Origin of the sequence: Legionella oakridgensis ATCC 33761 = DSM 21215, from assembly GCF_000512355.1 — a bacterium.
Classification (GTDB): Bacteria; Pseudomonadota; Gammaproteobacteria; order Legionellales; family Legionellaceae; genus Legionella_A; species Legionella_A oakridgensis.
Map to the genome: position 1 here is coordinate 753,083 of NZ_CP004006.1, position 24,473 is coordinate 777,555.

Below are 24,473 nucleotides of genomic sequence, written 5' to 3' on the forward strand. Positions count from 1 at the left end.
AATAAGGTTGATAAAACAGTATGTTATCGTGGCGCAATGAATAAGGGGAATCAAATGAAATCGCTTATGCCATGGTTTTGCTTGGTTGCTGCCACTGGCGCAGCATTTGCAAATGATGATCTGGAGGCTTATCGTCAGGGTCATTATATGCAAGCTGCAACGAAGCTTGGTGATGCTTCCGGGAAGGATCCTGTGGTGGATTACTACATGGGTCGCATGCGTTTATACGGATATGGTCAATTAAAAAATAATACGTTAGCGTTAAGGCATTTCAATCAGTCCGCTGAAAAAGGATTTTTGCCGGCACAAAAAATCATGGCCAACTATGCTTTGCTCGAGGAAAAAAACCCTGAGCAGGCGCTTTATTGGTTTAAAAAAGCCGCAGATGCGGGCGATACTCAGGCTCAAATGTATTGTGCTGCTGCTTATTTGTATGGCTTTGGGGTGAAAAAAAATCCGGGAATGGCCACTAAATATTATATTGCGGCAGCGAAAAATGGTAACAGCATAGCGCAGTATGAGTTAGCGGAACATTTTCTTACAAGCCGTAATGCCAAGAATAAAAGTCTTGGTTTGATCTGGTTGAATAAAGCCGTTGAACAAGGAAATCCCAAAGCACAATTGAAACTTGGTCAATTGTATGCTGCAGGTAATCAGGTGCCCCGTAATTTGGATAAAGCCAAGGAGTTAATTGAATTAGCCATTGCCCAGGATTATCTGCCAGCATTATTGGAAATGGGAGAATTGGCTCGTCAACAAAAAAATTTAACGTTGGCAAAAGAATGGTATGGCAAAGCGGCTGATAAAAACTATATCCCAGCACAGATTGCCTTGGCAAATTTGTATTTGCAAGCGGATAGTCCTGTTCATGATCCTCGTCAAGGCTTTTTATGGATGTTAAAAGCGGCGCAAAATCATTCCAGCGCAGCTCAACTTGCCTTAGCTAAATTATACGAAGAAGGCAACGTCGTACCCAAAGATGATAATCTGGCGCAAGAATGGAAAGAAGAAGCAAAAGAATCTGAAAAAGAAACTTCGATGAATGCTAAGAAACTGGCTGCGGAGTGGTTAAGCAATGGCAAGGCTTCAACATTTACTGCAAGTGGTTATCGTTTGGGAGGTATTTTCAGTGCTTGGCATAATCCCGATGCTTTAAAAGAAAATAATTATAATCAATCGCCACAAATGATTTCCGTTGATCGGAATGTGCTTTATAAACCTGATTTCACGATGACGGAACCAAATGAAATTTTTATCAGCGAATATTATGATGCATTGGCGAATTCATTAGGTCGCCTAGACTATTCAGACATTGTATTTCCTCGTTATCCAGTCAATCTGCCTAAACAATCAGAATTAATTGGAGCTTATGTACCCAATAGTCCAGCCATTATTCTAACCGATGAGCCGGCCTCTTATGCTGTGAATGAGATGGATGAGGCATTTGACGTAATGAATTTTCTGCTGCCAACAAGCGATAAAGATAAAAATGACAGCAATAAGAGCCTTTTTGAGCGACTTTATGGAGAGGCTATTCTGGGAAATCCCGATGCCCAATTTATATTAGGCCAAATGTATGAGAATGGTGTCGAAGTCAAACAAGATGTTCAGGAAGCTATCAAATACTATCGTTTAGCGACAGACCAAAAAGATTTACGTGCTGAATATAATCTTGGTCTTTTGTATCTCGAAGGCAAAAAGACCACAGCAGATTATCAACAGGGTTTGTCCTTAATGCGAGATGCTGCATTTAAAGGCAATGCTCCGGCGCAATACGTTCTGGCTCGTTTGAATGAACAAGGATTTAAAGATAGTAATGGTAATGAAGTGATTAAGCCTGATTGGGATGAAGCCACGGCTATGTATTATCTGGCTTCATCCAATGATTATGGTCCAGCTCAGTTTCGTTTGGCAGAAATTCTTGTTCGAGAAAAGCAAAAAGATTTGAGTGTTGCTGCAAAAGTAAAGAAAAATCAGCTGATTAAAAGCTTGTATCAAGACGCGGTGCTTCAGGGCATACAACAAGCAGCGCTGCCGCTGGCCTTTTTCAATGCGATGGATACTGATGCAAATAAACAAGCTCAGGCTTTTGAGGTGGCAAAACTTGAAGCTGCTAAAGGTAATGGGCAAGCGGCATTGCTCTTGGGGATTCTGTATGATCGAGGCATTGGTACGACTGCGAATCCTGCCGATGCAATATATTGGTATCAGCAGGCTTCTAACGATCCAGTCAGTGCTTTTATCCTTGGAACTTATTACAGCCAAGGGAAAAATATTAATCAGGATATGGAAAAAGGGAAAGCCTTGTTACAGCAATCGGCTGATGCTGGTTTCCCTTATGCCAATCTTAATTTGGCTGTATTAAAGCAGCAACATGGTGAAGAATTTTTATCAGAACTGGATACAGCTCGTGCGTTAGGAAACAGTAAAGCAGGACTTTTGTTAGCTGATTATTACTTATCTCTGGCTGATGATGAGACAAAAATGAAGCAGGCGCGTGATATTTATCAGCATTTTGCCAATAATGGTGATAAATTGGCGCAGTTAAAACTGGCTTTTATGTATGAGCAAGGATTAGGTGGCGCGGTTGATATTATCAGTGCTAAAGATTGGTACAGCAAAGCTGCGGAGCAAGGACAGCCGGTTGCTCAATATTTGCTTGGTCGACTTCATCAGCTTGGTAAATTAAATCAATATCCAGATTACGCAGAAGCGAAAAAATGGTATGAAGGTGCTCAAACAAGCTACCCGCCTGCTGCAGTTGCCTTAGGATTTATTTATGACACGGTGGAGGATGATTATCAGCAAGCCTCACAAAAATATGAACTTGCATCATTACAGGATGACCCTGTCGCGCAGTTTGACTTAGGATTGATTTATGAGAAAGGTAAAGGGCGGCCAGTTGATTTTGAGAAAGCTAAAGAATTATATCTTCAGGCAGCAAATCACGGACATACTCAGGCCATGGTGCAGTTAGCCGGACTTTACTTTAACGGCGCTATTGGGCCGAGAGATGAGCAGCAAGCGTTGCATTGGTATAAGAAAGCGGCTGAAGCGGGAGATCATGAAGCCTTATATCAACTGGGATTGTTGTCTGAAACCGGTGTGGCAACGAAACTGGATTTTGCTGATGCGGTTAATTATTATCAACAGTCTTCAGCAAAAGACAATACAAAAGCGACACTGGCCCTTGCCCGCATGTATCAGTATGGTTTAGGTATTGAAAAAAATAATCAGCAAGCGATAGAGCTTTATAAAAAATTGGCATCCTTGAATAATCCTTATGCTCAATATCAGTTGGCAACCTTTTATTATGAAGGTACAGCCGGTGAGCGTTTACCTGAACAAGGAAAGCAATTACTGCTGCGGGCGGAAAAAAATGGCAGTCAGCAAGCAAGAAAGGTGTTGCAATGGCTGGATGCTCAGTCACAAGAGCGTTCGAGTTACATTGAACCTATTGCTTTCGATCAGACGATAAGTATCCCTGCTCAACCAGCTGATTTAATGTATTTGGACGCTTTAAATGAATGGAACCGTGGTGATGAGGAATTATCGAGAATGATTTTGAATAGAATTATGACACAATTTCCCCATTATATTCCGGCAAAGCGTGCCTATGAGCAATTATCTCAGCAGAAAACATCCAGTATCTTTAAAGCATGACATCCCTTTTCTTTAAAAGTCAGGAGTGTCATGCATGGAGAATTTATCAACCTTGATCGTTATATCGTTCTATGAGGGGATTTAAAAAAAATTTTCCAACGTCCTTTTGAGTAAGGAGATTCTTATGACTAGGGTAACCATTGGAAATTATTTATTAACCCGCCTCACTGAGCTTGGTATTAAGGATATTTTTGGAGTTCCAGGTGATTATAACCTTGCCTTTTTAGATCAAATTATAAATTTCAAGTCGATACGCTGGGTAGGTAATTGTAATGAATTAAATGCGGCTTATGCAGCGGATGGGTATGCTCGCATCAACGGGGCAGCGGCAATTGTAACCACCTTTGGAGTGGGGGAATTGAGTGCTATTAACGGCATTGCCGGCAGTTATGCTGAATATTTGCCTGTAGTCAATATCGTTGGCGCACCAGCAACAACCGTTCAAAAACAAGGTGCTATCATGCATCACACGTTCGGGACGGGTGAATTTGGTATATTCATTGACATGTTTCAAAAAATATCGGCAGCCGTTGTTATTTTAGATTCACCCGAACAAGCAGGAAAACAAATTGATGAGGCTTTAGAAATTTGTTGGCTTAAAAAGCAACCTGTTTATGTTAGTTTACCAACTAATATGGTCAATGTTGAAATTGAGGCTCCTAAAACACCATTACATTTAGCTTATCCTGTTTCCCATCCACATGCGCTTGCTGAGTTGATTTCAAGAGCCGAAACGTTGATACGTCATGCAAAATCGCCCGTTATATTGATCGATTTTTGTGTTGCCCGCCATCATATGCAGGGGATGATTGATGAGTTGCTTGCACAAACCGGCATTCCATTTGCAGCTATGAATATGGGGAAAGGAATTATCAATGAATCGCAGGAACATTTTATTGGGTTGTATGGGGGCAATCATAGCACGTCAGGTGTGCAAGAAAGAGTAGAACAGGCTGATTGCCTTATATCGTTTGGCCCTGTTTTATCTGATTTTAATAGCGGAGGCTTTACGTGTAACCTTAATGTGGATACTACTATTGCCATTCACAGTAATTACGTGAAAATTCACCACTCGGTTTATCCTGATGTTTATTTTAATGCTGTGATCCCAGCATTAACCCGAGCACTAACAGGATATCAATATAAAAAAGACATTATTGCTCCTCGAAGAATGTCTACCTATCATCCAAGTGATGAAATCATTACACAAAAACGTTTCTGGATGGCCATGGCTGATTTTTTAAAGGAAAATGACATCATCCTTGCGGAAATTGGTACCAGTTTATTTGGCTTACTAGAAATCCCTCTTCCTGATCGAACAACGTTTATTTCACAATCTTTGTGGGGAGCTATTGGTTATACGGTGGGAGCATTGTTAGGTGCGGCAGTTGCTGCTCCAGCACGGCGAGCTGTGTTGTTTGTTGGTGATGGTTCATTTCAATTAACGGCTCAAGAAATATCTACAGTCATTAGAAACGGATTAACTCCAATTGTTTTTTAATTAATAATGAGGGTTATACCATTGAGCGAGTGATTCATGGGCCGGACATGATATATAACGATATTCAATCATGGAAATACGCTGAGCTACCAAAGATTTTTAGCAATCATGTTTTTACTGCCAAAGTAAGCACAGAAAATGAACTTGCCAATGCAATTATACAACTGAAATCTCATCGTGACAAAATGAGTTTTATTGAAGTCATGATGAATAGGAAGGATTGTCCAGAAAATCTACACTCATTGGTTAAAGCATTAAACAATAATAAAAAATTGTAACTCCCCACGTCATCCCGAGTGCAGCGAGGGATCTGCCTGCAGTGGCACAATTTTTAAAGTAGCGATGGATACAAATCGTTCCATTCAGGATTCAATGCATTAATCAAATCATGCTTCTTTTTTCGAGACCACCCTTTGATTTGTTTTTCTCGCTCAATAGCCATGACGATGCCTGAACAAACTTCAAAATAAACCAGTCGATCCACATTGTATTTTTGGGTAAATCCAGCCACCAGTTTATTTTTGTGTTCATAAACACGGCGTATCAAATCATGGGTAACACCGGTATACAAAAAATTATTGTGTTTATTGGTCAGAAGGTAAACGCAAGACTCCGTATGCATATACTATTCCTTGCTCTGTTGGACTGTATTGTTATCTCAGATTCCTGATAACACAGGGATAGTACCAGAAAATATAGATTGGATGGAACTGATAATGCTTAATCCTTGTTTACGGATCGTACTGATAAATCCTCGGATACGAGCAAATTGTTCAGCGCCTTGAGCGGTCCGAAAACCACCGGATATTTTTTGTTTGCATTTCATCATTCGTAAATCACGCTCAGCATCATTATTGGTAAATGGAACTGCCAGATCATGAAGAAACCGTAAAACGTCTTATTTGTAATGAAATAAACGCCACAAGAGGTTGTGACCTGTCCGTCGAGGTTGTCGACCCTGTTTGCCTTTGCATGGCAATGGCGGCAGCGTTTCATGATACGCCAGCCCATCTCGAATAATCTTCTTGTAGATGTTGGTCAACCGCTTGATGCGAGCAACAGGTATTGCATGATGTGCATTAAAATGACGACAGCGAAGAGCCACACGTAATAGTCGGGTCATAGCCTGTGCCCATGGTTCTTTGTCATGCTCGGTTATTGCTTTTAATTCATGCAAGTGATGCTGGTTGCATAGGGCATGCTCCACACCTCCCAAATTGTAATAACTTTTCCAGTGATCATGAATGACGGTACCTGAAAGGCCATCCAGTAATGATTTTCGTTTTGGAGATATGTGATAATAAGTTGCCGTTTTAGTCGATGCCACATGCAACCATTGTGTTTTTCCGGCCACACGAAACCCTGTTTCATCCAGGTTTTTTACGGCAGCAGTTTTGACTGCAGACAATACCGATTCTTCAAATGATGCCAATGTATCAAAGGCAATCCGGTTATATCCAGTCCGTGTTGCAGTAGCCAGTTGAATTCCGTACAGGTCATAAAACAACTGTTGCAGCCTGTCTTCTGGAATAAAATGCTGATATTGATAATACACGCTCCAACTACGAATAACTTCACCGTATTGGACAGGGGCAAGAACACCTGCAGGAAATGCTGCTGTTATCGTTTTATTACAGCACTCGCAATATTTTACTTCAGCCTGATGTTCCGTGACTTCAATTTTGGGTAGTGGAATATCAAAAACCTGGCGCTTCACAATTCCAATCACCGGCGTTGAAACTAATGAACCATAACAATCCGGGCATGTTAGCAATACATGGTTTTTGACAACATCTGGTGATTTAATCTGTTTTAACGTTTCGCCCTTGTGGCCTTTTGGGCCACCACTGTTACGTTTCCCATTTTCACGTAGTGATGTCGTACGGCATAGTTTGCCTAACCCGTCACTTGACGGGGGGCTTTGAGCTGTTGCTGCTATTCTTGTTCAGTCGTTTTTCCAGCTCTGCTATTCGTGCAGCTTGCTGTTCTACGATTTTTTCCAGTTCAGCAATCTTTGCCAAAAGCGTTGTGATGATTTGTTCATGGTCTTTCATGCAGCTATTTGATCATAACCGCATAATTTTTCAAGTGTTTTTTACATTAATTTAATACCTGCCAGTTGCTGGATATCCCTCGCTGCACTCGGGATGACGTGGGGAGTTACAAAAAATAAACTGGAATGTTTTTCTTAGGATTGCAGGGTGCTGTCCAAATTAAAAAAATAATAAATGCCACCTTGATTTTCTGTTAAAAAACCTATATCTATAGATACCCCTGAACTTCATGTTGCTATTAAGTATATTTAGTCATCATTTTAGAATACTTAATATAGTAGCAAGAGTTTTTTGGTAATAGATCATACAACAAGGAGGAAAAAATGAGTCTTATCAAACGTGATCCACAGTCATGGCCAAGAGATTATTTCAATACGATGTTGAATCAATTTTTACGTCCTTTTAATTTTGAGGAAGGGGCTGATGTAGAGACTACTCTGTGGAGCCCTGCGGTCGATATTAAGGAAAAGAAAGACAAATACATCGTGGTAGCCGATATTCCAGGAGTTGAAAAAGATGACATTCATGTATCGCTTGAAAATAATACGTTAACGATCAAAGGTGAGCGGCGCAGCGAGAAAAAAGAAGAAAAAGAAGGGTATTCGCGTATCGAACGAGTTCATGGCCAATTTTATCGTCGATTTGTTTTGCCTGAAACAACGGATGAGTCAAAAATTCAAGCGAAGTACAAAAAAGGCGTACTGGAAGTGATTATTCCTAAGAAAGAAAATGCTAAGTCAAAAAAGGTAGAAGTGCGTGTTGAAGAATAAACATTGCTAAACAAGCCGAACCGAATAAAAAATCGGTTCGGCTTTTCGGACTTAGAGCAACGGAAACGCCGGATGATTTATGCAGCCATCGCTTTTACACGGGCACTTAGACGGCTTTTAATACGAGCCGCTTTATTTTTATGGATCAAGCCTGTGCCAGCCGCTTTATCAATAATGGGTTGAGCTTTGGTATAAGCAGCCTTTGCCGCTTCTTTGTCTCCGGATTCTACTGCTTTGAGAACATTTTTAACAAAGGTCCGGTACATGGAACGGGCGCTAGCGTTGTGTTGACGCCGTTTGATATTCTGACGCGCGCGCTTAATAGCTGACTTAATATTTGCCACTTACAAATCTCCACTGAATCACATATAACAAAAAAGATTTTAATCATGCTCAATTTAAGGGAAATTGTCAAGATGTATGGCTTATTTAGAGTTGTCAGTATCTGGATAATCATACTTTTGGTGGTGAAACGGCACCATGATCAGGGCTTTTAACCAAGGCGTCTGCCAGTGTAAATAAAGCAATCATATCAAGAACTTTATTACCGTACTTCACTTCTATGATTGGTCGACGGAAAAAAATCGCTCATGTTCTGCTGCTGTGCTATAACTGCCAGATTTTTTAACAAGATGGTTTAATAGGGAGTCAAGATTGTTGTCTTTAAGTTCACTTTCGTGGGCCTGATACTCCTCTTTAAGTTCAAATACCAGTTTTTCTAATTTGTATTTTGTATCAGCCTCTAACAGCTTTGCAAGATAGATTCCAATAAAGGCAATTAATGCAGGATTAGCCGTTTTTGCTATGATATCTTCCAGTAATGCTTCGAGAGCAGCTCGATACGTTAGAATAGAGTATTGCTTACGCTCGGATATGGCTTTAAAAAAAGCCTCTTTGGAAGAGTGTGTCTTAGGAAAATGCCGCATTTTGCTTGCTTGCGCCTGCATGTATGCTTCCCAATGGTGTTTGGTTTCTGGGTCTAACCATGGGGGAAGTGCTTTTACCAATCGTCCGGATTCTTTATCCGTACGCCAAAACTGTACATTATCTTTTAAATCTTCATAAAAACGTGCAATAAATTTTAATTCTGATTCAGTCACAGAAGTATCAGCACGATTGCGATGACCGCTTGAAAAATGTTCCATCCTTAAATCATCAAGAACATAATGTACTTGTCTGTCATTTTTTTTTGCCCACAATAAACCTAATTTGCAAATGATCTTATGTTCGGACCATCCTTCAAAAAAGGGTTGACCATCCGTAGGATAAAGTGATGGAGAAATAGAACGAAAAAAATCTTCAAAAAAGATAAGTTCTTTTTACTGGCTCCATGCAGATTATTTTTGTTAATTACCCAATCTGAAAAAGGATTGATAAGCAGTAATTGATGATGGGCTTGTTGCGCCAAGACTATTTTAAGTGCTTCTTCCACCGGGTTTCGTCCTTTATCACTCGGCAAGCCATGACTTAATCCATAGAGTAAATCACCAGGTTGAAATTCGTCAGCAAGTGCGCCAAGGAATGCTTTTTGATGACTGATTTCTGCTTCTGCTCTTGTGATTTGTTTTGCCGCGGTAATATCATCGGGTTGTTGGTTTTCTGTTATATCCATTGTGATGGAAGTAAATTCCCTAATTTGTTGTTGCATGAATAAACTGGTTTGGTACCCGATGTCATTCTTGCTTAAATTAATTTCTGTTATTGTTGAATGCTCTAGGAGAGTATGAAGCAGTAATAATGCGCCTTCATTGGATATGAAATTATCGTCCAATTTTATTTTTTTAAATGATGACAAGAGTTAAAAAGAACTAAAAGAAAGGGAATATCAGTATCTCTTAAGCGACAATGACTGAGATCGATTTCCTCTATGTTTGGATGATCTTGTAATATAAATCCTAAAAATAAAGCTTGATCGCCTCTTTCCCAATGCTCAAATTTAACTTTGGTAATGTTTGCTTCATGATGTTCTGCAAAAAAAGCTTGGGTGTTAGTGTCATAGTACGTTTCATTGACATGAATACAATCTTCATCATAAATAAATGTTTCTCGTAAATGAGAGGCCAGTGAACCGCTGACAGGCTCAGCATTTGTTATGATTAAAACACCATCGATTAGCCTAAATTGTTTCATATTGTCTAAATAATGACATTTACTATTATTTTAGACCATAAGAATAATATTTAACCAATATTGGTGATTATTTATCATTTTAGGCTTCAGTAGTTAAGTATAAAATCACCTGCACTCATCTTTAAAATGAGGATTTACTGTGAGGTTAATTTTATCTTGATAAATTTAAAGCAATCCAAACTTCGCAGAGTACTAAATAAGATTAATGGGAAGTTTTGAAAAACATACTTGTAATAAAATACAAGAAAAGCTACGGTATTACGGCATTCATTATTGCTGAGGAAAGGACGTTTTCTTATAGCCCGACCTGGCTCAAAAATTATGGAATTGAGTTTAAAGACATAACAGGAGTTAAAATTGATAAAAATAATTCTAGGAATCTTATTTTTTGGCATATGGCAGATTGGATATGCAGGAAATATAGAAATAGTAAAATCACCTAATACAGCAAAATTTAGCCCCTTCATCAGTCTAGAAGGTTCTGGAAGCTGGGTGGCGTACGGTAATAGTCGTATTGAGAAAATCTCTGAAGCAGGAGGGGGTGGAGAGGGAAGCTCTGGCACTGGTTCAATAGTGATTGTTTCCTCAGGCAAGAGTCGTGTAAATCCTTTTGGTGGTCGAATTGCTGGTGGTATAGGTTATTATTACCGCGATCAAGTAATGCTGGTAGCAGAAACTGGTTGGAATTATTTTGGTGATGCTTCTCGAACAAGTCATGGGGATCGAAACTATAACGTAAGTGGTATTTTGGTAGGAGCAGATTTATTGCTTGGTTTAGATTACCTATATAATGAACATATTGCATTGTTCGGCAGAGCTGGAACCTTGTTAGAGCAGGTCATTTATAGCGCAAGCTCTCCAAATGCCCGAGGTACTATCAATGGAACTTCTTTGAATGTGAGTGGGTCTATGAGCGGTGCTCAAACCAATATTCTTCCGGAGCTAAAAATTGGAGTATTGTACCGTTATACTGATGCATGGGGTATGTCTTTTGCTTATATGCACGCGTTTGGTGGCAATCCTGCACTTAATGGAACATTTATAACCTCTGGGTCTAGAACTTCTTCTGTAACAGGCCAAATCAATACTCGAAATCCATCCATTAATTCTTTTTTATTGGGATTAAAATATAGTTTTTGTTAAGTGTAATAAGAGATTTTGGCAAGCAAATTACCCAGTTATGTTGCTTTGTTTTAATCTGTGTAATTTTTGGATAATTTGGAAAATAAAGATAAATATTTTAATAGTTTCTTTTTCTGTCAACACAAAGACGTAGCTATTACTCTCATCCTTTTAGGGAGCAATTTATATGTTGTTTGCTTCGTCATCTATTGCTCATTTGTGCAAACATTTATAGAGTGAAATTCAACGATGAATAGTATTATGGGTAACGAAGTCGTGCACCACCTGGATTATGCCAAGCTCTGTTATTTTTGTTCGGAAATCTATCTATAGATGTATTTCGTGTAAGTTTTTAAGTTTAGGTATATCATAGGCCACCTTATTGCAGTAATTGATAATCATGTCTGTGACAGAAACCATGTTGCCAAAGCGACAAAGCTTATTACGTTCAACTACTCTTGTGTCGGTATTGACTTTCTTCTCACGCATTATGGGATTTGCGCGGGATATGATTCTTGCGAATTTATTTGGCACCCAGGCGGGCATGGATGCTTTTTTTGTCGCTTTTAAAATTCCAAATTTTATGCGTCGCCTGTTTGCAGAAGGCGCTTTTTCACAAGCGTTTGTGCCCGTGCTTGCCGAGTATCAACAGACAAGGAGTGTTACGGATGTTCGTATTTTTCTTGCACGGATTGCAGGCAGCTTGAGTGCTGTTCTTTCTTTAGTCACCGTGATTGGGGTGATAGCTTCTCCCTATATTGTGTTTTTGTTTGCTCCTGGTTTTGGGGCAGACTCTACGCGGTCTATATTAGCGACTGAAATGCTGCGCTTAACCTTTCCTTATCTTATGCTGGTGTCATTAACCGCAATGGCTGGTGCTATCTTAAACACCTATGGTTATTTTGGTGTCCCAGCTTTTACGCCAGTCTTGCTTAATATTTGTATGATTTTCGCAGCCGTTTGGCTAAGTCCGCATTTTTCTCAACCCGTTATTGCATTAGCCTGGGGGGTATTATTGGCCGGTATTGTGCAATTGCTATTCCAGCTGCCGTTTTTATATCATCGTCGTTTGTTGGTTAAACCCAGCTTCATCATGAATGATTCTGGTGTAAGAAAGGTTTTGGCGTTGATGGTTCCTGCTTTATTTGGTGTGTCTATTGCGCAAATTAATTTATTAATTGATACCGTTTTTGCTTCATTTTTAAAAGTAGGCAGCGTGTCCTGGTTATTTTTTACCGATCGTCTGACGGATTTTCCTTTGGGCGTATTTGGAGTCGCTATAGCCACTGTCATTTTACCGCATTTATCACGCCGCCACGCCGAGCAAAGTTTGGTCAAATTTTCACGTGCCTTGGACTGGGGGCTGCGTTTATTGCTGTTGATTGGTATTCCTTCTGGGCTGGGACTGGCTTTATTTGCCATGCCTTTAATTGCTTGTTGTTTTGCCTATGGGGAATTCTCAGCGGTTGATGTTTTGCAAACTCAAAAAAGTTTATTTACGCTGGCGCTTGGGGTGCCGGCTTTTATGATGGTTAAAGTTCTGGCATCCGGATTTTATGCACGTCAGAACATTAAAACGCCGGTTAAGGTAGGGGTATTTGCCATGATCATCAACACATTATTTTGTGCATTGTTGATTGGGCCGTTGGCGCATGCGGGATTAACATTAGCCTCCACCATCGCGGGTTATGTGAATTGCGGAATGTTGTTGATTTTACTATTGCGTAAAAAAATTTATCAGCCATCTCCAGGTTGGTGGCGTTTTCTCCTGCAGCTATTGGTCGCTAATACCGTAGTTAGTGCTTATCTTTTATGGGCAGCTGGTGATGTGTCCTTCTGGATGACTAAATCACTGCTTGTTCGCATCGGTTTATTGCTAGGCCATGTATTGGCGGCTGTATTCATGTATGTGCTATGTTTGGGTCTTTGTGGGATGCGCCCTGCGCAGTTTCGTGGTCAGATAAGGGAGTAAGCATGCAAGCAGATTTATTTTATTGTACCGATGCTGAAAAAAGTTTACCAATCGCTTTAGTGTCCAAGACACATTATCTTGAACATGTGGATGGTTTGTCGGCGTTTGAGAAAAATTGCTTGACCATGCAGCAATTCAAAGGCGGCCTTGGCGAGGTTGCCATGATTTGTGAGAGTGATGGCATGCTAGTAAAAGCCTATGTTGGCATGGGGGATGATTCTCAAGCCAAAGCCATTGCTTGCGCGGTTACCCGCCTTCCGCCCGGGAATTACCACGTTCAACAGCCTTTGTCAAAAACAGCGCAACTGGCTTGGTCGTTGGCACAGTATCAATTTGACCAATATAAGACACCAAAGGCATTACCGAGAGTATTGTTGATAGGAAAAGAAATTTTTTCGTCTCTCTTGGCCGAAGCATCTGCTGTATTTTTAGTACGTGACTTAATTAATCGGCCGGCCAATGATTTAGGGCCTGTACAATTGGCAGAAGTACTTTCTGATTTAGCCAACGAGTATGGGGCAGAATTTCAACAATGGGTTGGTGATAAACTGCTGACAAATAATTTTCCAGCCATCTATGAAGTGGGGCGCGCTGCGGCTCAAGAACCAAGATTACTGTCATTGCTTTGGGGGAATGTTAATCATCCTCGAGTAACGCTGGTTGGTAAAGGAGTTTGTTTTGATACAGGGGGATTGGACATTAAGCCTTCAACCGCCATGCGTTTAATGAAAAAAGATATGGGGGGTGCGGCACAAGTGATTGGATTGGCAAGATGGCTCATGTCCCTTAAATTGCCAATTCGTCTGCAAGTTTTAATTCCGGCTATTGAAAACTCTGTCAGCGCCCACTCTTATCGCCCTGGTGATGTATTGACGATGCGGAATGGACTGAAAGTCGAAGTCGATAATACCGATGCGGAAGGAAGATTGGTATTGGCCGATGCATTGGTAAAAGCCTGTGAAGATAAGCCGGAAGTCTTATTTAATTTTGCCACCTTAACCGGGGCTGCCCGTGTTGCGGTAGGGACTGAAATGGCTGCCATGTTTACCAATAGCGATGCGTTAGCACAGGCGATAATAACAGCCGCTGAGGAAGTGGAAGATCCAGTCTGGCGTATGCCGTTATTCGCCGCTTATGCCAGCATGCTTGATTCTGCCATCGCTGATTTAGCCAATGGCAGTGCATCTCCTTATGCCGGTGCAATTACTGCCGCATTATTTTTACAACATTTTATTGATGCTGAAATTCCTTGGGCGCATTTTGATATCATGGCTTGGAATGTCGCCAACAAACCTGGTAAACCTGAAGGCGGTGAAGCCATGGGTATGCGTGCAGTTGCCCATTATTTGCTTCACCGTTATGGTTGATCTAACCTGACTGTGTACATGCGGGTATTGAAGTTAGAGTCCCTTTACAAGGTACGCATTTGTGGACGTTGAAGTGTCAGCTTTTCCGCATCAGAAACAACAGGAGCCATTTGCTGTCCAAATAGAGTCTGCTGCCTATGGGTTGCATACGCCATCATTCTAAATTGGCACAGTGAGTATAATTTATCCATATAGGCAGATTGAACATGGTCTTGTTGGGCTTGCCGATACGTCATTGCGGCCATTTGATGATCACCACGGTTTAAACAGAGTTCCATAAAGGCGGCGCGAACGTAATCATTCGCACAATGATGATTCAAGGCAGTTTGATAAAAGTGTTGACACAACTGATGTAATCCAAAACGCTCTCCTAAGACATGGATGATCTTGGAGATGGAGTATTGATTTAAAGTAAAGCCGTTGCCACAAAAAGAATACAAACAAAGGATTGCTTCACTGGAAGATTTGGCTTGCTCCAGAGTATGTATCAACTTCTGGTTTTCTGCACGATATTTTCCTTCTGTATCCATCACTGCTTTAATGGCCATTTTATTAAATAAAACAGAAAAATATCGTTCAAATTGTTTTGAACGTTCATCTTTTTGCAAAATGGCTGTCAGAGTACTTTGGACATTACCGATGATTCTCTGATGAATATCCAATAAGGAGATATTAAGATCATTCCAAGTTTTGCCTATTGTGGTCCACGCCATGAGAAAATCAATGGTATTTTCCAGATCAAATTGGTCTAAATTGCGGATTAGAGCCTGCATTAAACGGTCTTGAAAAGTATCTATGCTACGTTGCTGAGCATCAACCACTGGAATATTAAGATCGTCCCAAGTGTTGCCCATGTTACTCCAAGACCGCAAGAAATTAATAGTCTCATGAGCATTCAAACGTGGTAAGTTTTTCAAGACCACATTGAGGAGATATTGCTGTAAGTTGTTCGTGACTCTTTGATGTTCATCCACCATAGGAATATTCAAATGTTCCCAAGTTTGTCCAAGTTTTCCCCAGGCCCAGAGAAAAATGGTTAAATCATTAGGATTGAAAGAGGACAGATTGCGAATGAGGGCATTGATAAGCTGTGTTTGCAGATTTCCCGTTCCGCGCTGAGCATCTAATATTGGAATTGCAAGATCACCCCATGAACGTTCCAGTTTTGCCAATCCCCAAAATAAGGAGGCGGTTTCAGATGCATTAAAAGATGGCAGATTGATTATCATGGATTGGAACAAGATTCGTTGGACATTTCCTAGGATTCTTCGATATTCATCGAAGATTACCACATCTAGGTCATTCCAGGTTTTTCTTAGTTTTACCCAAGCACTCACAAATTGAATGGCATCTTGTCCGCTAAAACGAGAGACATTTCGAGCAATTGCTTGCATGAGAAGGTGCTGCAGATTGCCAACAATATTCTGGTGGGCATCCGTTAATGGAATATTTAAGTCATTCCAACTTTTTCCCATGGCGGTCCATGCTGTCATAAAAGAAATGAGGTGCTTATGGTCAAATGAAGAAATATTGCGGATGATGGCTTGCATGAAACGATGCTGAACGTTATCTATGATTCTTTGTTGTCCATCAACAATGGGAATATTAAGCATTTCCCAAGAGTTGCCCAATTTGATCCACTCTTCGATAAAATTTATGGTGACTTGTGCGTCAAACACGGCTGGAGTATAAATCAGTATATTCAACCAAATAGAAGTCGGATGGCTGGCATTAACTTGTCGTGGATTGAACATAGGTGGTTCCTTTTGATTCTCGTTGATTTAATTTATGTCATGTAGGAGCGTAATGTAACAATATTTAAAGATTCAGGCAATGAATAAGTTTTAAATAGGTCCATTTGAAATCATCTTTGATGATGAATTCATGGTATAGGTTACGTTGTGGTTTATCATTGTTTTGTCATTATGACCGATCCATTGAGAAAGTATTGTAGAATCAATAGAATGAATTTAAATCCTCTTTTTATACTTCTTTATGGACATAGAAAAAAATGCTCAAATAATTTTGCATATTGCCAAAGTTCTTTATATCAATGGTCAAACTACGCAACAAGTGGTGAGTGTTGCACAACAATTAGGTCAACAACTGAATCTGCAAGTTGAGCTTTTAGTGCATTGGGGTGAGTTGCAATTAATCGTTATTGATGAGAACACCCAAAGTAAATGTTACCCTGTGATTTCTGCAAATCCTACGGCTGTACATATGGGCCGGGTGCAAGCGATTATGATTTTATTGGAAGATTTTAAAACGGGAAATATAACGTTAGAAAATCTTGATAAAAAGGTCACAACGATTTCCAATCTTCCTCCTGCACCGACTTGGATGTTTACATGGGCGAGTGCACTAGGGGCAGTTGCGTTAGCAATTATTTTTGGTCTCAACGATTGGTCATCGGCATGCTTTATTTTTTTCAGTGCTGCACTAGGCGCTCTTGTACGTCGCTACTTAGCAACGATCAGCACGAATGTTTTTATACAACCTTTTTCTGCAGCGTTTATAGCTGGTCTCATTGGCGCATTGGCGGTTCATTCTCAACGGAGCGTTGCACCGCATCTGGAAGCGCTATGCCCATGCATGATCCTGGTCCCAGGCCCTCATTTATTAAATAGTGCGCTTGATTTTATGCGTGGGCGCATGCATCTTGGTCTGGCTCGTCTGAGCTATGCATTGTTAATCGTGGTTGCTATTAGTGTGGGTCTGCTTGCAGGTTTGTCATTACTGAATGTCAATTTGCCTATTGTATCTCAGGCAGCGCTTAAAGTTCCTTTTTGGAAAGATGTGCTTGCAGCAGGAGTAGCTGTAGCCGCTTATAATGTTTTCTTTTCTACTCCCCTCAAGGTATTGGCTTGGCCTATCGTCATTGGTATGTGCGCGCATTGGTTACGATGGATAGCGATGTCCGTTTTTGGTTTAACGCTTATGCAAGGCACGTTTTTAGCCTGTTTACTAGCTGGGTGTGTGCTCACCTGGGCGGCTCATAGGGAACAAGTACCTTTTGCTGCTTTTGGCTTTTCGGCGGTGGTCTCCATGATTCCTGGTGTTTTCTTATTTAGGATGGCTAGCGGTCTCATGCGATTAGCAAATGGTCAGGAGACAACCCTGCCTTTAATTAGTGGCACTATTTCTGATGCTATTACAGCCACCGTCATTATTTTGGTCATGAGCTTAGGATTATTAGTGCCTAAGTTAATCATGGATAACGTGTATTTAAAACATAAACAATAGAGAACAAATATTTCTTGGAGAGTTAAGTAATACAAAAAAAGCTTCTCTCTAATCAATCAATGGAATGAGTATGTATATCGCATTGCTGGTTGCGATAAGTGCGATAATGATCGCGGCTGATTTCTTTGGCCGCGTCATCAGAGGCTACGATTTCCATGATGCGTCGAAACCGTGAAAAAAAAGAGGGGATGGTGGTGGCCAAATTGAGCAAAATATCATTGTATCCACGTGGTTCTGATTCTGTTTTATAACCGATTTGTATAGGGGGCGGAGGCTCTGGCCCTTCCCCTTGCAGATTATGAGGGATAAAACTATCGTCTTTATAAGTCCATAATAGTTCATCGAGCCGTTCGGCATCTTGTTGATGTTCACAAAAAACAAATACTCGATGCTCACGAAGATAAGCCTTTTCTAACAAACGGCAGGCAAGCATCCAATGTGCCATGGGTTGTTTATTATTCGATAAATAAAAATCAATGCGAATTGGCGACATGACGTAATAACTGTATCAGTAATGGAACGGGACGACCTGTGGCATTGCGTTTTTTACCTGAAACCCAGGCCGTGCCTGCAATGTCTATATGCGCCCAGCGATATTTTTCAGTGAATCGGGAAAGAAAACAAGCGGCTGTAATGCTGCTGGCGGTGCGATCAAAAGCAGCATTCACCATATCGGCGATAGGGCTGTCAATGGCTTCTTGATAGTCATTATCCAAGGGCAGTCGCCAAGCTTTGTCGCGACTTTGTTCTGCTGCATTCAGAAGCAGTTGGGCAAGCTCATCATCTTTGGTCATAAAGCCCGTATATACATGTCCTAAGGCAACCACCATAGCACCCGTTAACGTGGCTATATCAATTACAAAACCGGGTTTGAAACGCTCGGCATACGTCAAAGCGTCAGCCAGCACGAGGCGACCTTCAGCGTCTGTGTTAATGATTTCAATGGTTTGTTTTGAAAGGCTGGTTATGATATCGCCAGGTTTTACTGCTGTTCCGCTGGGCATATTTTCTGCGCTGGCAACTAACCCTATGACATTGATTGGTAACTTTAATAGCGCACAAGCTTTGAGGGTACCTAATACGCTGGCAGCGCCAGTCATATCATATTTCATTTCGGTCATGGCCTCACCCGGCTTTAAAGATAAACCACCAGAATCAAATGTTATTCCTTTACCTACAAGAATAATTGGGGGCATCTCGCCACCCCCCACATAATGCATTTCAATTAATTTAGGTGGTTCTTTACTGCCTTGAGCTACTGCTAATAGTGCCCCCATTCCTAATTGACGCATTTCCTCTGCTTCCATGATTTTTACATGAAGCTGAGTATGTTGTTGGGCCAGTTCTATGGCTTGTTGACTCAGATACGTTGGAGTACAGATATTGGCAGGATAGTTGGCCAGAGTACGGGAAAAACGTATGCCTTCGGCAATGGCCTGAGCCTGATGAATGGTATCCTGGGTTGTCTCTGGAAGAAAAAAATTCAGGATGCTAAGACGATGTTTCTTTTTTTTACTTTTAAAATCAAGTAATTGATAGCATTGGGCATCAATTTGCAAAATCATTTGCTGCATTTGCCAGTCTGGGGAGTATTGAGTTATTGGTGGCATGCAAATGGTTGCCTGTGAGAGTGGTTGGCTGAGTAAAATGCCAATAACATCGCGAATGCATTTCTCCAGCACATCGGCTGAGAACTGATCTTTATTCCCACAATGAATAAGCAGCACACTGTGGCCATCCATCTCTGCTTGCCATGCTGTGTCTCCCTTTTCCGTTAGTTTGCTTGCAAGTCGTTGCAAGAGAGCCTGGTGAGTTTTATCGAAATCACGGATAAAATCAGGCAAGTTGCTATTATCAAATACACCAATGACCAAGCACTCGCTGGCTGTAAATGCAGGATTTTCAAGCAATTGATACTTCATTTTATTCCTTAGGAAAAGGCAAGCGTTTCTTATGATGGAATGAGTTTACTATATCTTTCCTCTTTTAGTAAAAAGGGTTGCCGCATAAAAATCGCATTTTTATCGGCGATGAGTATATAATGGCAAAGACTTGTCCAGCTTATTGACTATTGTTTTTGTAAGAGGCAAAAAACGCGTGCTCATCTTTCGTTATTTGGCCAAAGAAGTGTTTGTCACCCTGGTGTCACTCACCGCCATTCTATTATTGATTTTCATGAGTAATCAATTCATGCGTTATTTAAGCCGTGCTGCTAGCGGCCAAATTCCAGCCATGTTTATTATGAAATTAATGATGCTTGAATTGCCCAATCTTATGGGATTATTGCTTCCTCTTGGCTTTTATGTGGCCATATTGATTGCCTATGGCCGCTTATACGCTGAGAGTGAAATGACAGTATTACAAGCTTGTGGATATGGACCAAGGCAATTATTGAAACACAGTATGATTATGGCAAGTATAGTTACCATCATCGTCACAGTGATTATGATATGGGTTAGTCCGGTCATTGCCATTGAGCGAGCAAAACTACTTCGTACATCGGGCGTGCAAACTTTAATTCAAACCATTGTGCCTGGCCGATTTCGTGAAATCCGCAATGGAGAACAGGTTTTTTATGTCGAGAAAATGAATCCCTCGCATACTGTGGCACAGAATGTATTTATGGCTCGGCTGACGGAGAAAGAAGGAAAGCAGCAATGGGATATTTTATGGGCTGATAAAGCATTTGCAAAAATGGATGAAAAAACAGCGGAAGATTATGTCATTTTTCAGGACGGAAAAGCTTATCAAGGGGTTCCTGGACAAGCAGATTACCAGGTTGCCGAATTTGAGCATTATCAGACACGCTTGCCGCATCCCATTATAGCTTTAAAAGATGATGCTCGGACGGCTAAGACAGCAAGCCTGTGGCCGTTCAATAACTCTGACTTGCGTAAGGCAGCAGAGTTGCAGTGGCGTCTGTCAGTCCCCATTATGGTATTAACCCTGACTCTGGTTGCAGTTCCTCTTAGTCGAGTGAATCCCCGTGCTGGCAAGTATGCTAAATTATTGCCGGCCATTGTGCTTTATATCATTTATGCCAATTTTATGTTTGTTGCTCGTGATTGGTTAACAGCTGGTAAAATTCCTGTCTGGTTAGGCATGTGGTGGCTGCATCTTCTGGTTGCTGTCGTGGGGGGGCTGCTTATCTGGCGAAATCAGGTTAAATTCTCATGAAGCCAAAACTAATCGATCGTTACATTGCCAAAACCGTATTGTCTGCCATTGCACTCGTTACTCTCATGTTGGCTGGTTTACAGGTTTTTATTTATTTGTGAATCAATTGGATGATCTTGGTAAAGCTCATTATGGCATTATTCAAGCGGCATTTTTTGTATTTCTGCAAATGCCATATCAAGTTTATTTATTCTTCCCAATGGCAAGTTTGCTTGGTAGTTTGATTGGCCTTGGTATTATGGCAAATCACCGAGAGCTTGTGGTGATACGAGCAGCAGGAATGTCCATCGGACAAGTGACAGTCGCTGTGTTGAAAGCCTCCTTAATAGTGATTGTCATCATGACCGTCACGGGTGAAACAATCATTCCACGTTTAGCTTCCCTTGCCAATGATAAGAAACTGCAAGCGATGAGTGAAGGGCAAGCTTTGCGTACAGAAAAGGGAATGTGGCTGCGTAATCAGGATGACTTCATTACCGTTGGGGAGATATTGCCCAATGATGTGCTGCGGCAAGTGTATCAGTTTCATTTTGATACAACCCATCATTTACGCATCGCGCGCAAAATGGAGCAGCTAGACTTACGCCATGGGGTTTGGTATGCGACTGGCGTTTCAGAATCCCTCATTGAAGATGGGCACATCCAAGCAAAACATTATGATGAAATGCAATGGGATGTGCTGCTTAAGCCAAATATTTTGCGAGTCGGTAGTAATGAGCCGGATGAAATGACATTATGGGAATTACGGCAATACATCCGTATACAAAAAATGAATCATCAGACAGTACTGAATTACCAGTTAGCCTATTGGCAGCGCCTCTTACAGCCATTAACAACCATGGTAATGATGGTATTGGCTATTCCCTTTATTTTCGGCCCACTGCGTTCGTCCACGATGGGTTCAAAATTATTGGCGGGAGCCACCGTAGGATTTGGTTTTCATATGATTAATCGGATTTTTGGTCCTGTAAGTCAGGTATTTCAATGGCCGGTTGAAATTGCAGCATTTGGTCCAACATTGCTGTTTATGATGTTGGGTCTTTATTTGATGCGTCGAGTAAAATAATGTTCGTCGTACGTCATTTCGTTGAAGCCATATTCAATCCTTTTTTTATCATTGTTCTTGTCTTGATTGTTTGTACCTGGCTGCTTTTTAGAAAAAAGGAGTATCCTGTTGTTCGTGTGGGGATGGTACTGGTATTAATGGGCTTATTCTTGTGCAGCACTGGATGGTTACCTCGATTTCTTACTCAGCAATTGGAAAATCAATATCCTGTCGTGACTAAGGTCGATTCTGCCGTGCATTGGATTGTTGTTCTTGGAGGCGGGCAGGCACAGTATATCCATTCCCCCGTTAACAATCTACTTTATTCTGCAAGCATTCGACGGTTGCTGGAAGGTGTGCGCCTGTATCGACAATTGCCTGACGCAAAACTCCTATTATCCGGCGGAGAATATGGCGGAAAAACGGCAGAAGCGCTACGGTTAGCAACTTTAACAAGCTGGTTTGCTATTCCAATGAATGATGTGATTTTAGAGTCTGGTTCAATCAATACGGAGGAACAAGCTAGAGCCATTAAAAAATGGCTAAATCATGCTCCTTTTTATCTGGTGACTTCCGCCATCCATATGCCTCGGGCCATTGCGTTATGTCGCGCTCAAGGATTGCAACCTATAGCTGCCCCTACCGATTTTACTTATTATTGGTATGATGAGCGCTGGCATAAAATGTATGTGCCTAATCCAAATAACCTGGTTTATCTAACTATTGCGTGGCATGAGATCTTAGGCAGAACATGGGCATGGCTAAGAGGCGAGTCTAAGCTTCTTTAGTGTCTTCTTCTAACCAGTTGGATAAGACGCTGATGATTTTACGCGCTTGTTCTTCGCTGGAAATGTTAAATTTCGACTTTTGCCAATATTGATTATTACGCTTTTGATAACGTCGTATCGAATATTTTACCGGACCGTACATTTGTTTTTTATTATCCCAATCCTGATAGCGGAACAGTATGGTCGTCCAGGCTCCTTTAGAAAGGACATGCTTATCCAGTTCTTTAATAGTTTCAACACCATTTTCGCTATAAGCAATGGTTAACTCTTCAATATGTTCACTCATCATTATTTCCAGTATGAATCAGTTTCAACGACAATCAAACTGATGAACACCGGATTATAGCCTGATGAATATCAAGAAAATATTGAAATTTGGCAGGTATTGACCGGTGCAAAGCAAATTTATTGGATGGATTGTAGTGTGCCATTAACAAAAGTCAAGCTCATCGGTTGCTGATATTGATCAACCTGATATACCCAGACCTCTGGGTTTGCGCTAGCCGGAATGGGTTGGTTAATGTATGTGTTGTTAACCATGGCTGGATTACCGCAGGCTGAATAAACACTGTTTTCGTCGTCTCCAATTTGGATGTTTGTCCCGCCACACAGGCTCATGGCGTTCGTGCTCGAGCCATTAATTCTGACACTACTGACTTTTTGATTAACAATGTCTACTTCAAGACTGATACCTGTTGAACCACTAGGCAACGACCATTGATTAAAAATGGGATTTAACGTTGGATAGACACTGCCTGTATTAAGATTAGTGTAAATTAATTGTTTCACAGGTATTCGTTGGGTGACACTCTGACCGCCTGTGCGCTTGCTAAGAGGCTGGCCGCAAGCAGCAATAACTTGATTGGCTGTCATGCCTACATTAATATAGCCATGATTTTGCGGACAATACACGGATTGATCCGCCAGTGAAACCAATGGAAATGAAATACCAAGCAATAAAAGGAATGTTGATTTCATTTTTGTCTCTACCATTAGTATCGTTTTCTAAATTATAGCTCGGCTTGTCTGATTTTGCCTTTGTTTGTTTTGATACGTATCTATTAAATCAAACGAAGTGGCAATAGGCCACTAATGAATAAAGTAATGACTTTTAGAATAACCATCATGATAAAAGGAGAAAAATCGAAGCCAGAAATATCTGGAATGATGCGACGACCTATACGAAATAAGGGTTCGGTGATGAGGTATAAAAAATCAGCAGCAGGATGACGCCATCCTGGGTTAACCCAACTCATAACGACTCGAATAACGATGGCATAAAAAAGCAGGTTGCAGGGTTGTATAATGAGATCAGCAAGGGTGTATGCCAATAAATAAGTTATTGGCATGATAATTCCTAAAAAAATTAGTCCCATCAAAACAAACTTTATAAGTTCTAAAATAACCAAAATGGTAAAGGCGGCCCAGTCATAGCGCGGTGGGCGTTTTTGCGGAAAAAGACGCTCCAGTGGGGCAATAATTGGATTAGTAAGTGTGAAAATGGCTTGGCTTACCGGGTGTAAGGCACTGACACGAAGGTATCGTAATGCAATGCGGGCCCATAAAAAGAAAGTTAACAGGCTGAAAAACAGGGAGAACAGGAAATGTCCAACATTGGCTAATCCGGTCATATTATAT

At 41.0% G+C, this 24,473-nt stretch carries 23 protein-coding genes and 2 pseudogenes; 11 read left to right on the forward strand and 14 right to left on the reverse strand.

Translation table 11 applies throughout. The features are described 5' to 3' along the window. Positions 1-54 precede the first annotated feature (54 nt). The 3 genes from LOA_RS03740 (at position 55) to LOA_RS13635 (ending at position 5,442) form a co-directional block, all read left to right on the forward strand. Entirely contained in the window at positions 55-3,663 is a 3,609-nt protein-coding gene (locus LOA_RS03740; RefSeq protein WP_025385199.1) for a tetratricopeptide repeat protein, read from the forward strand. A 124-nt stretch (positions 3,664-3,787) separates the two neighbouring features. Further along, positions 3,788-5,164 (forward strand): alpha-keto acid decarboxylase family protein, encoded by a 1,377-nt coding sequence (locus tag LOA_RS03745; protein WP_052335880.1) that lies wholly within the window; start codon positions 3,788-3,790, stop codon positions 5,162-5,164. 47 nt (positions 5,165-5,211) lie between these two features. Beyond that, a complete protein-coding gene (locus tag LOA_RS13635) occupies positions 5,212-5,442 on the forward strand; it encodes a hypothetical protein (protein ID WP_148294860.1) in 231 nt (76 codons plus the stop codon). Positions 5,443-5,495: 53 nt separating this feature from the next. Here the strand turns inward: LOA_RS13635 and LOA_RS03750 are convergent, their stop codons facing one another. From LOA_RS03750 to LOA_RS14640, 4 genes and pseudogenes are all read right to left on the reverse strand, one after another. Next, the gene (locus LOA_RS03750; RefSeq protein WP_025385200.1) at positions 5,496-5,786 is read right to left on the reverse strand and encodes a GIY-YIG nuclease family protein; all 291 of its coding nucleotides are present in this window, start codon (positions 5,784-5,786) and stop codon (positions 5,496-5,498) included. A 36-nt stretch (positions 5,787-5,822) separates the two neighbouring features. Then, positions 5,823-6,047 (reverse strand): annotated as a pseudogene (locus LOA_RS14365) (IS66 family transposase); the annotation flags it as partial. A 15-nt stretch (positions 6,048-6,062) separates the two neighbouring features. Continuing rightward, complete coding sequence (locus tag LOA_RS03755) at positions 6,063-6,938, reverse strand: IS66 family transposase (protein WP_118996622.1); 876 nt, start codon at positions 6,936-6,938, stop codon at positions 6,063-6,065. 130 nt (positions 6,939-7,068) lie between these two features. Continuing rightward, complete coding sequence (locus LOA_RS14640) at positions 7,069-7,218, reverse strand: DUF6444 domain-containing protein (protein ID WP_158423016.1); 150 nt, start codon at positions 7,216-7,218, stop codon at positions 7,069-7,071. A gap of 323 nt (positions 7,219-7,541) precedes the next feature. Between LOA_RS14640 and LOA_RS03760 the strand changes: the two genes are divergently transcribed. After that, entirely contained in the window at positions 7,542-7,988 is a 447-nt protein-coding gene (locus tag LOA_RS03760; RefSeq protein WP_025385201.1) for an Hsp20/alpha crystallin family protein, read from the forward strand. Positions 7,989-8,065: 77 nt separating this feature from the next. On the opposite strand, the gene rpsT is transcribed toward LOA_RS03760, so the two are convergent. The 4 genes from rpsT to LOA_RS03780 all read right to left on the reverse strand — a co-directional run bounded on the left by rpsT (position 8,066) and on the right by LOA_RS03780 (position 10,118). Next, complete coding sequence (gene rpsT, locus LOA_RS03765) at positions 8,066-8,332, reverse strand: 30S ribosomal protein S20 (RefSeq protein ID WP_025385202.1); 267 nt, start codon at positions 8,330-8,332, stop codon at positions 8,066-8,068. A 216-nt stretch (positions 8,333-8,548) separates the two neighbouring features. Beyond that, complete coding sequence (locus LOA_RS03770) at positions 8,549-9,133, reverse strand: hypothetical protein (RefSeq protein WP_148294861.1); 585 nt, start codon at positions 9,131-9,133, stop codon at positions 8,549-8,551. Between the two features lie 59 nt (positions 9,134-9,192). Further along, the gene (locus LOA_RS03775; protein ID WP_148294862.1) at positions 9,193-9,759 is read right to left on the reverse strand and encodes a hypothetical protein; all 567 of its coding nucleotides are present in this window, start codon (positions 9,757-9,759) and stop codon (positions 9,193-9,195) included. A 2-nt stretch (positions 9,760-9,761) separates the two neighbouring features. Continuing rightward, positions 9,762-10,118, reverse strand: a complete 357-nt coding sequence (locus tag LOA_RS03780; RefSeq protein ID WP_025385205.1) for a hypothetical protein — start codon at positions 10,116-10,118, stop codon at positions 9,762-9,764. A gap of 357 nt (positions 10,119-10,475) precedes the next feature. Between LOA_RS03780 and LOA_RS03785 the strand changes: the two genes are divergently transcribed. The 3 genes from LOA_RS03785 to LOA_RS03795 all read left to right on the forward strand — a co-directional run bounded on the left by LOA_RS03785 (position 10,476) and on the right by LOA_RS03795 (position 14,579). After that, positions 10,476-11,261, forward strand: coding sequence for a hypothetical protein (locus LOA_RS03785; protein WP_025385206.1), 786 nt, complete (start codon positions 10,476-10,478; stop codon positions 11,259-11,261). A gap of 379 nt (positions 11,262-11,640) precedes the next feature. Further along, on the forward strand, positions 11,641-13,212 hold the full coding sequence (murJ, locus tag LOA_RS03790) for a murein biosynthesis integral membrane protein MurJ (RefSeq protein WP_025385207.1): 1,572 nt from the start codon (positions 11,641-11,643) through the stop codon (positions 13,210-13,212). Positions 13,213-13,214: 2 nt separating this feature from the next. Continuing rightward, the gene (locus LOA_RS03795) at positions 13,215-14,579 is read left to right on the forward strand and encodes a leucyl aminopeptidase family protein (protein WP_025385208.1); all 1,365 of its coding nucleotides are present in this window, start codon (positions 13,215-13,217) and stop codon (positions 14,577-14,579) included. 44 nt (positions 14,580-14,623) lie between these two features. Here the strand turns inward: LOA_RS03795 and LOA_RS03800 are convergent, their stop codons facing one another. After that, on the reverse strand, positions 14,624-16,333 hold the full coding sequence (locus LOA_RS03800) for a hypothetical protein (RefSeq protein WP_025385209.1): 1,710 nt from the start codon (positions 16,331-16,333) through the stop codon (positions 14,624-14,626). 271 nt (positions 16,334-16,604) lie between these two features. Here LOA_RS03800 and LOA_RS03805 point away from each other — a divergent pair, with 271 nt between their 5' ends. Continuing rightward, positions 16,605-17,825, forward strand: a complete 1,221-nt coding sequence (locus tag LOA_RS03805) for a threonine/serine exporter family protein (RefSeq protein ID WP_238551317.1) — start codon at positions 16,605-16,607, stop codon at positions 17,823-17,825. A 52-nt stretch (positions 17,826-17,877) separates the two neighbouring features. Here LOA_RS03805 and LOA_RS03810 read toward each other — a convergent pair whose 3' ends face one another. Both LOA_RS03810 and LOA_RS03815 read right to left on the reverse strand, forming a co-directional pair. Then, positions 17,878-18,318 (reverse strand): DNA polymerase III subunit chi, encoded by a 441-nt coding sequence (locus LOA_RS03810; RefSeq protein ID WP_025385211.1) that lies wholly within the window; start codon positions 18,316-18,318, stop codon positions 17,878-17,880. After that, positions 18,299-19,747, reverse strand: coding sequence for a leucyl aminopeptidase (locus LOA_RS03815; RefSeq protein ID WP_025385212.1), 1,449 nt, complete (start codon positions 19,745-19,747; stop codon positions 18,299-18,301). Before LOA_RS03815 ends, LOA_RS03810 begins: the two co-directional genes overlap by 20 nt. Before the next feature lie 175 nt (positions 19,748-19,922). On the opposite strand from LOA_RS03815, the gene lptF reads away from it, so the two are divergent. From lptF to LOA_RS03830, 3 genes and pseudogenes are all read left to right on the forward strand, one after another. Next, positions 19,923-21,002: an LPS export ABC transporter permease LptF gene (gene lptF / locus LOA_RS03820; RefSeq protein WP_025385213.1), complete on the forward strand. Its 1,080-nt coding sequence runs from the start codon at positions 19,923-19,925 to the stop codon at positions 21,000-21,002. After that, positions 20,999-22,068, forward strand: a pseudogene (gene lptG, locus LOA_RS03825) (LPS export ABC transporter permease LptG). Before lptF ends, lptG begins: the two are co-directional and overlap by 4 nt. Further along, positions 22,068-22,835, forward strand: coding sequence for a YdcF family protein (locus LOA_RS03830; RefSeq protein WP_025385214.1), 768 nt, complete (start codon positions 22,068-22,070; stop codon positions 22,833-22,835). The pseudogene lptG and the gene LOA_RS03830 overlap by 1 nt, the downstream one beginning before the upstream one ends. Here the strand turns inward: LOA_RS03830 and LOA_RS03835 are convergent. The 3 genes from LOA_RS03835 to LOA_RS03845 all read right to left on the reverse strand — a co-directional run bounded on the left by LOA_RS03835 (position 22,822) and on the right by LOA_RS03845 (position 24,466). Then, positions 22,822-23,121 carry a hypothetical protein gene (locus tag LOA_RS03835; RefSeq protein WP_025385215.1) on the reverse strand — a complete coding sequence of 100 codons (300 nt, stop codon included), beginning with the start codon at positions 23,119-23,121 and terminating at the stop codon, positions 22,822-22,824. The genes LOA_RS03830 and LOA_RS03835 overlap by 14 nt on opposite strands. A 119-nt stretch (positions 23,122-23,240) precedes the next feature. Further along, entirely contained in the window at positions 23,241-23,813 is a 573-nt protein-coding gene (locus LOA_RS03840; RefSeq protein WP_025385216.1) for a DUF2845 domain-containing protein, read from the reverse strand. Positions 23,814-23,896: 83 nt separating this feature from the next. After that, positions 23,897-24,466 (reverse strand): YggT family protein, encoded by a 570-nt coding sequence (locus LOA_RS03845; protein ID WP_025385217.1) that lies wholly within the window; start codon positions 24,464-24,466, stop codon positions 23,897-23,899. Between the last annotated feature and the right edge of the window lie 7 nt (positions 24,467-24,473).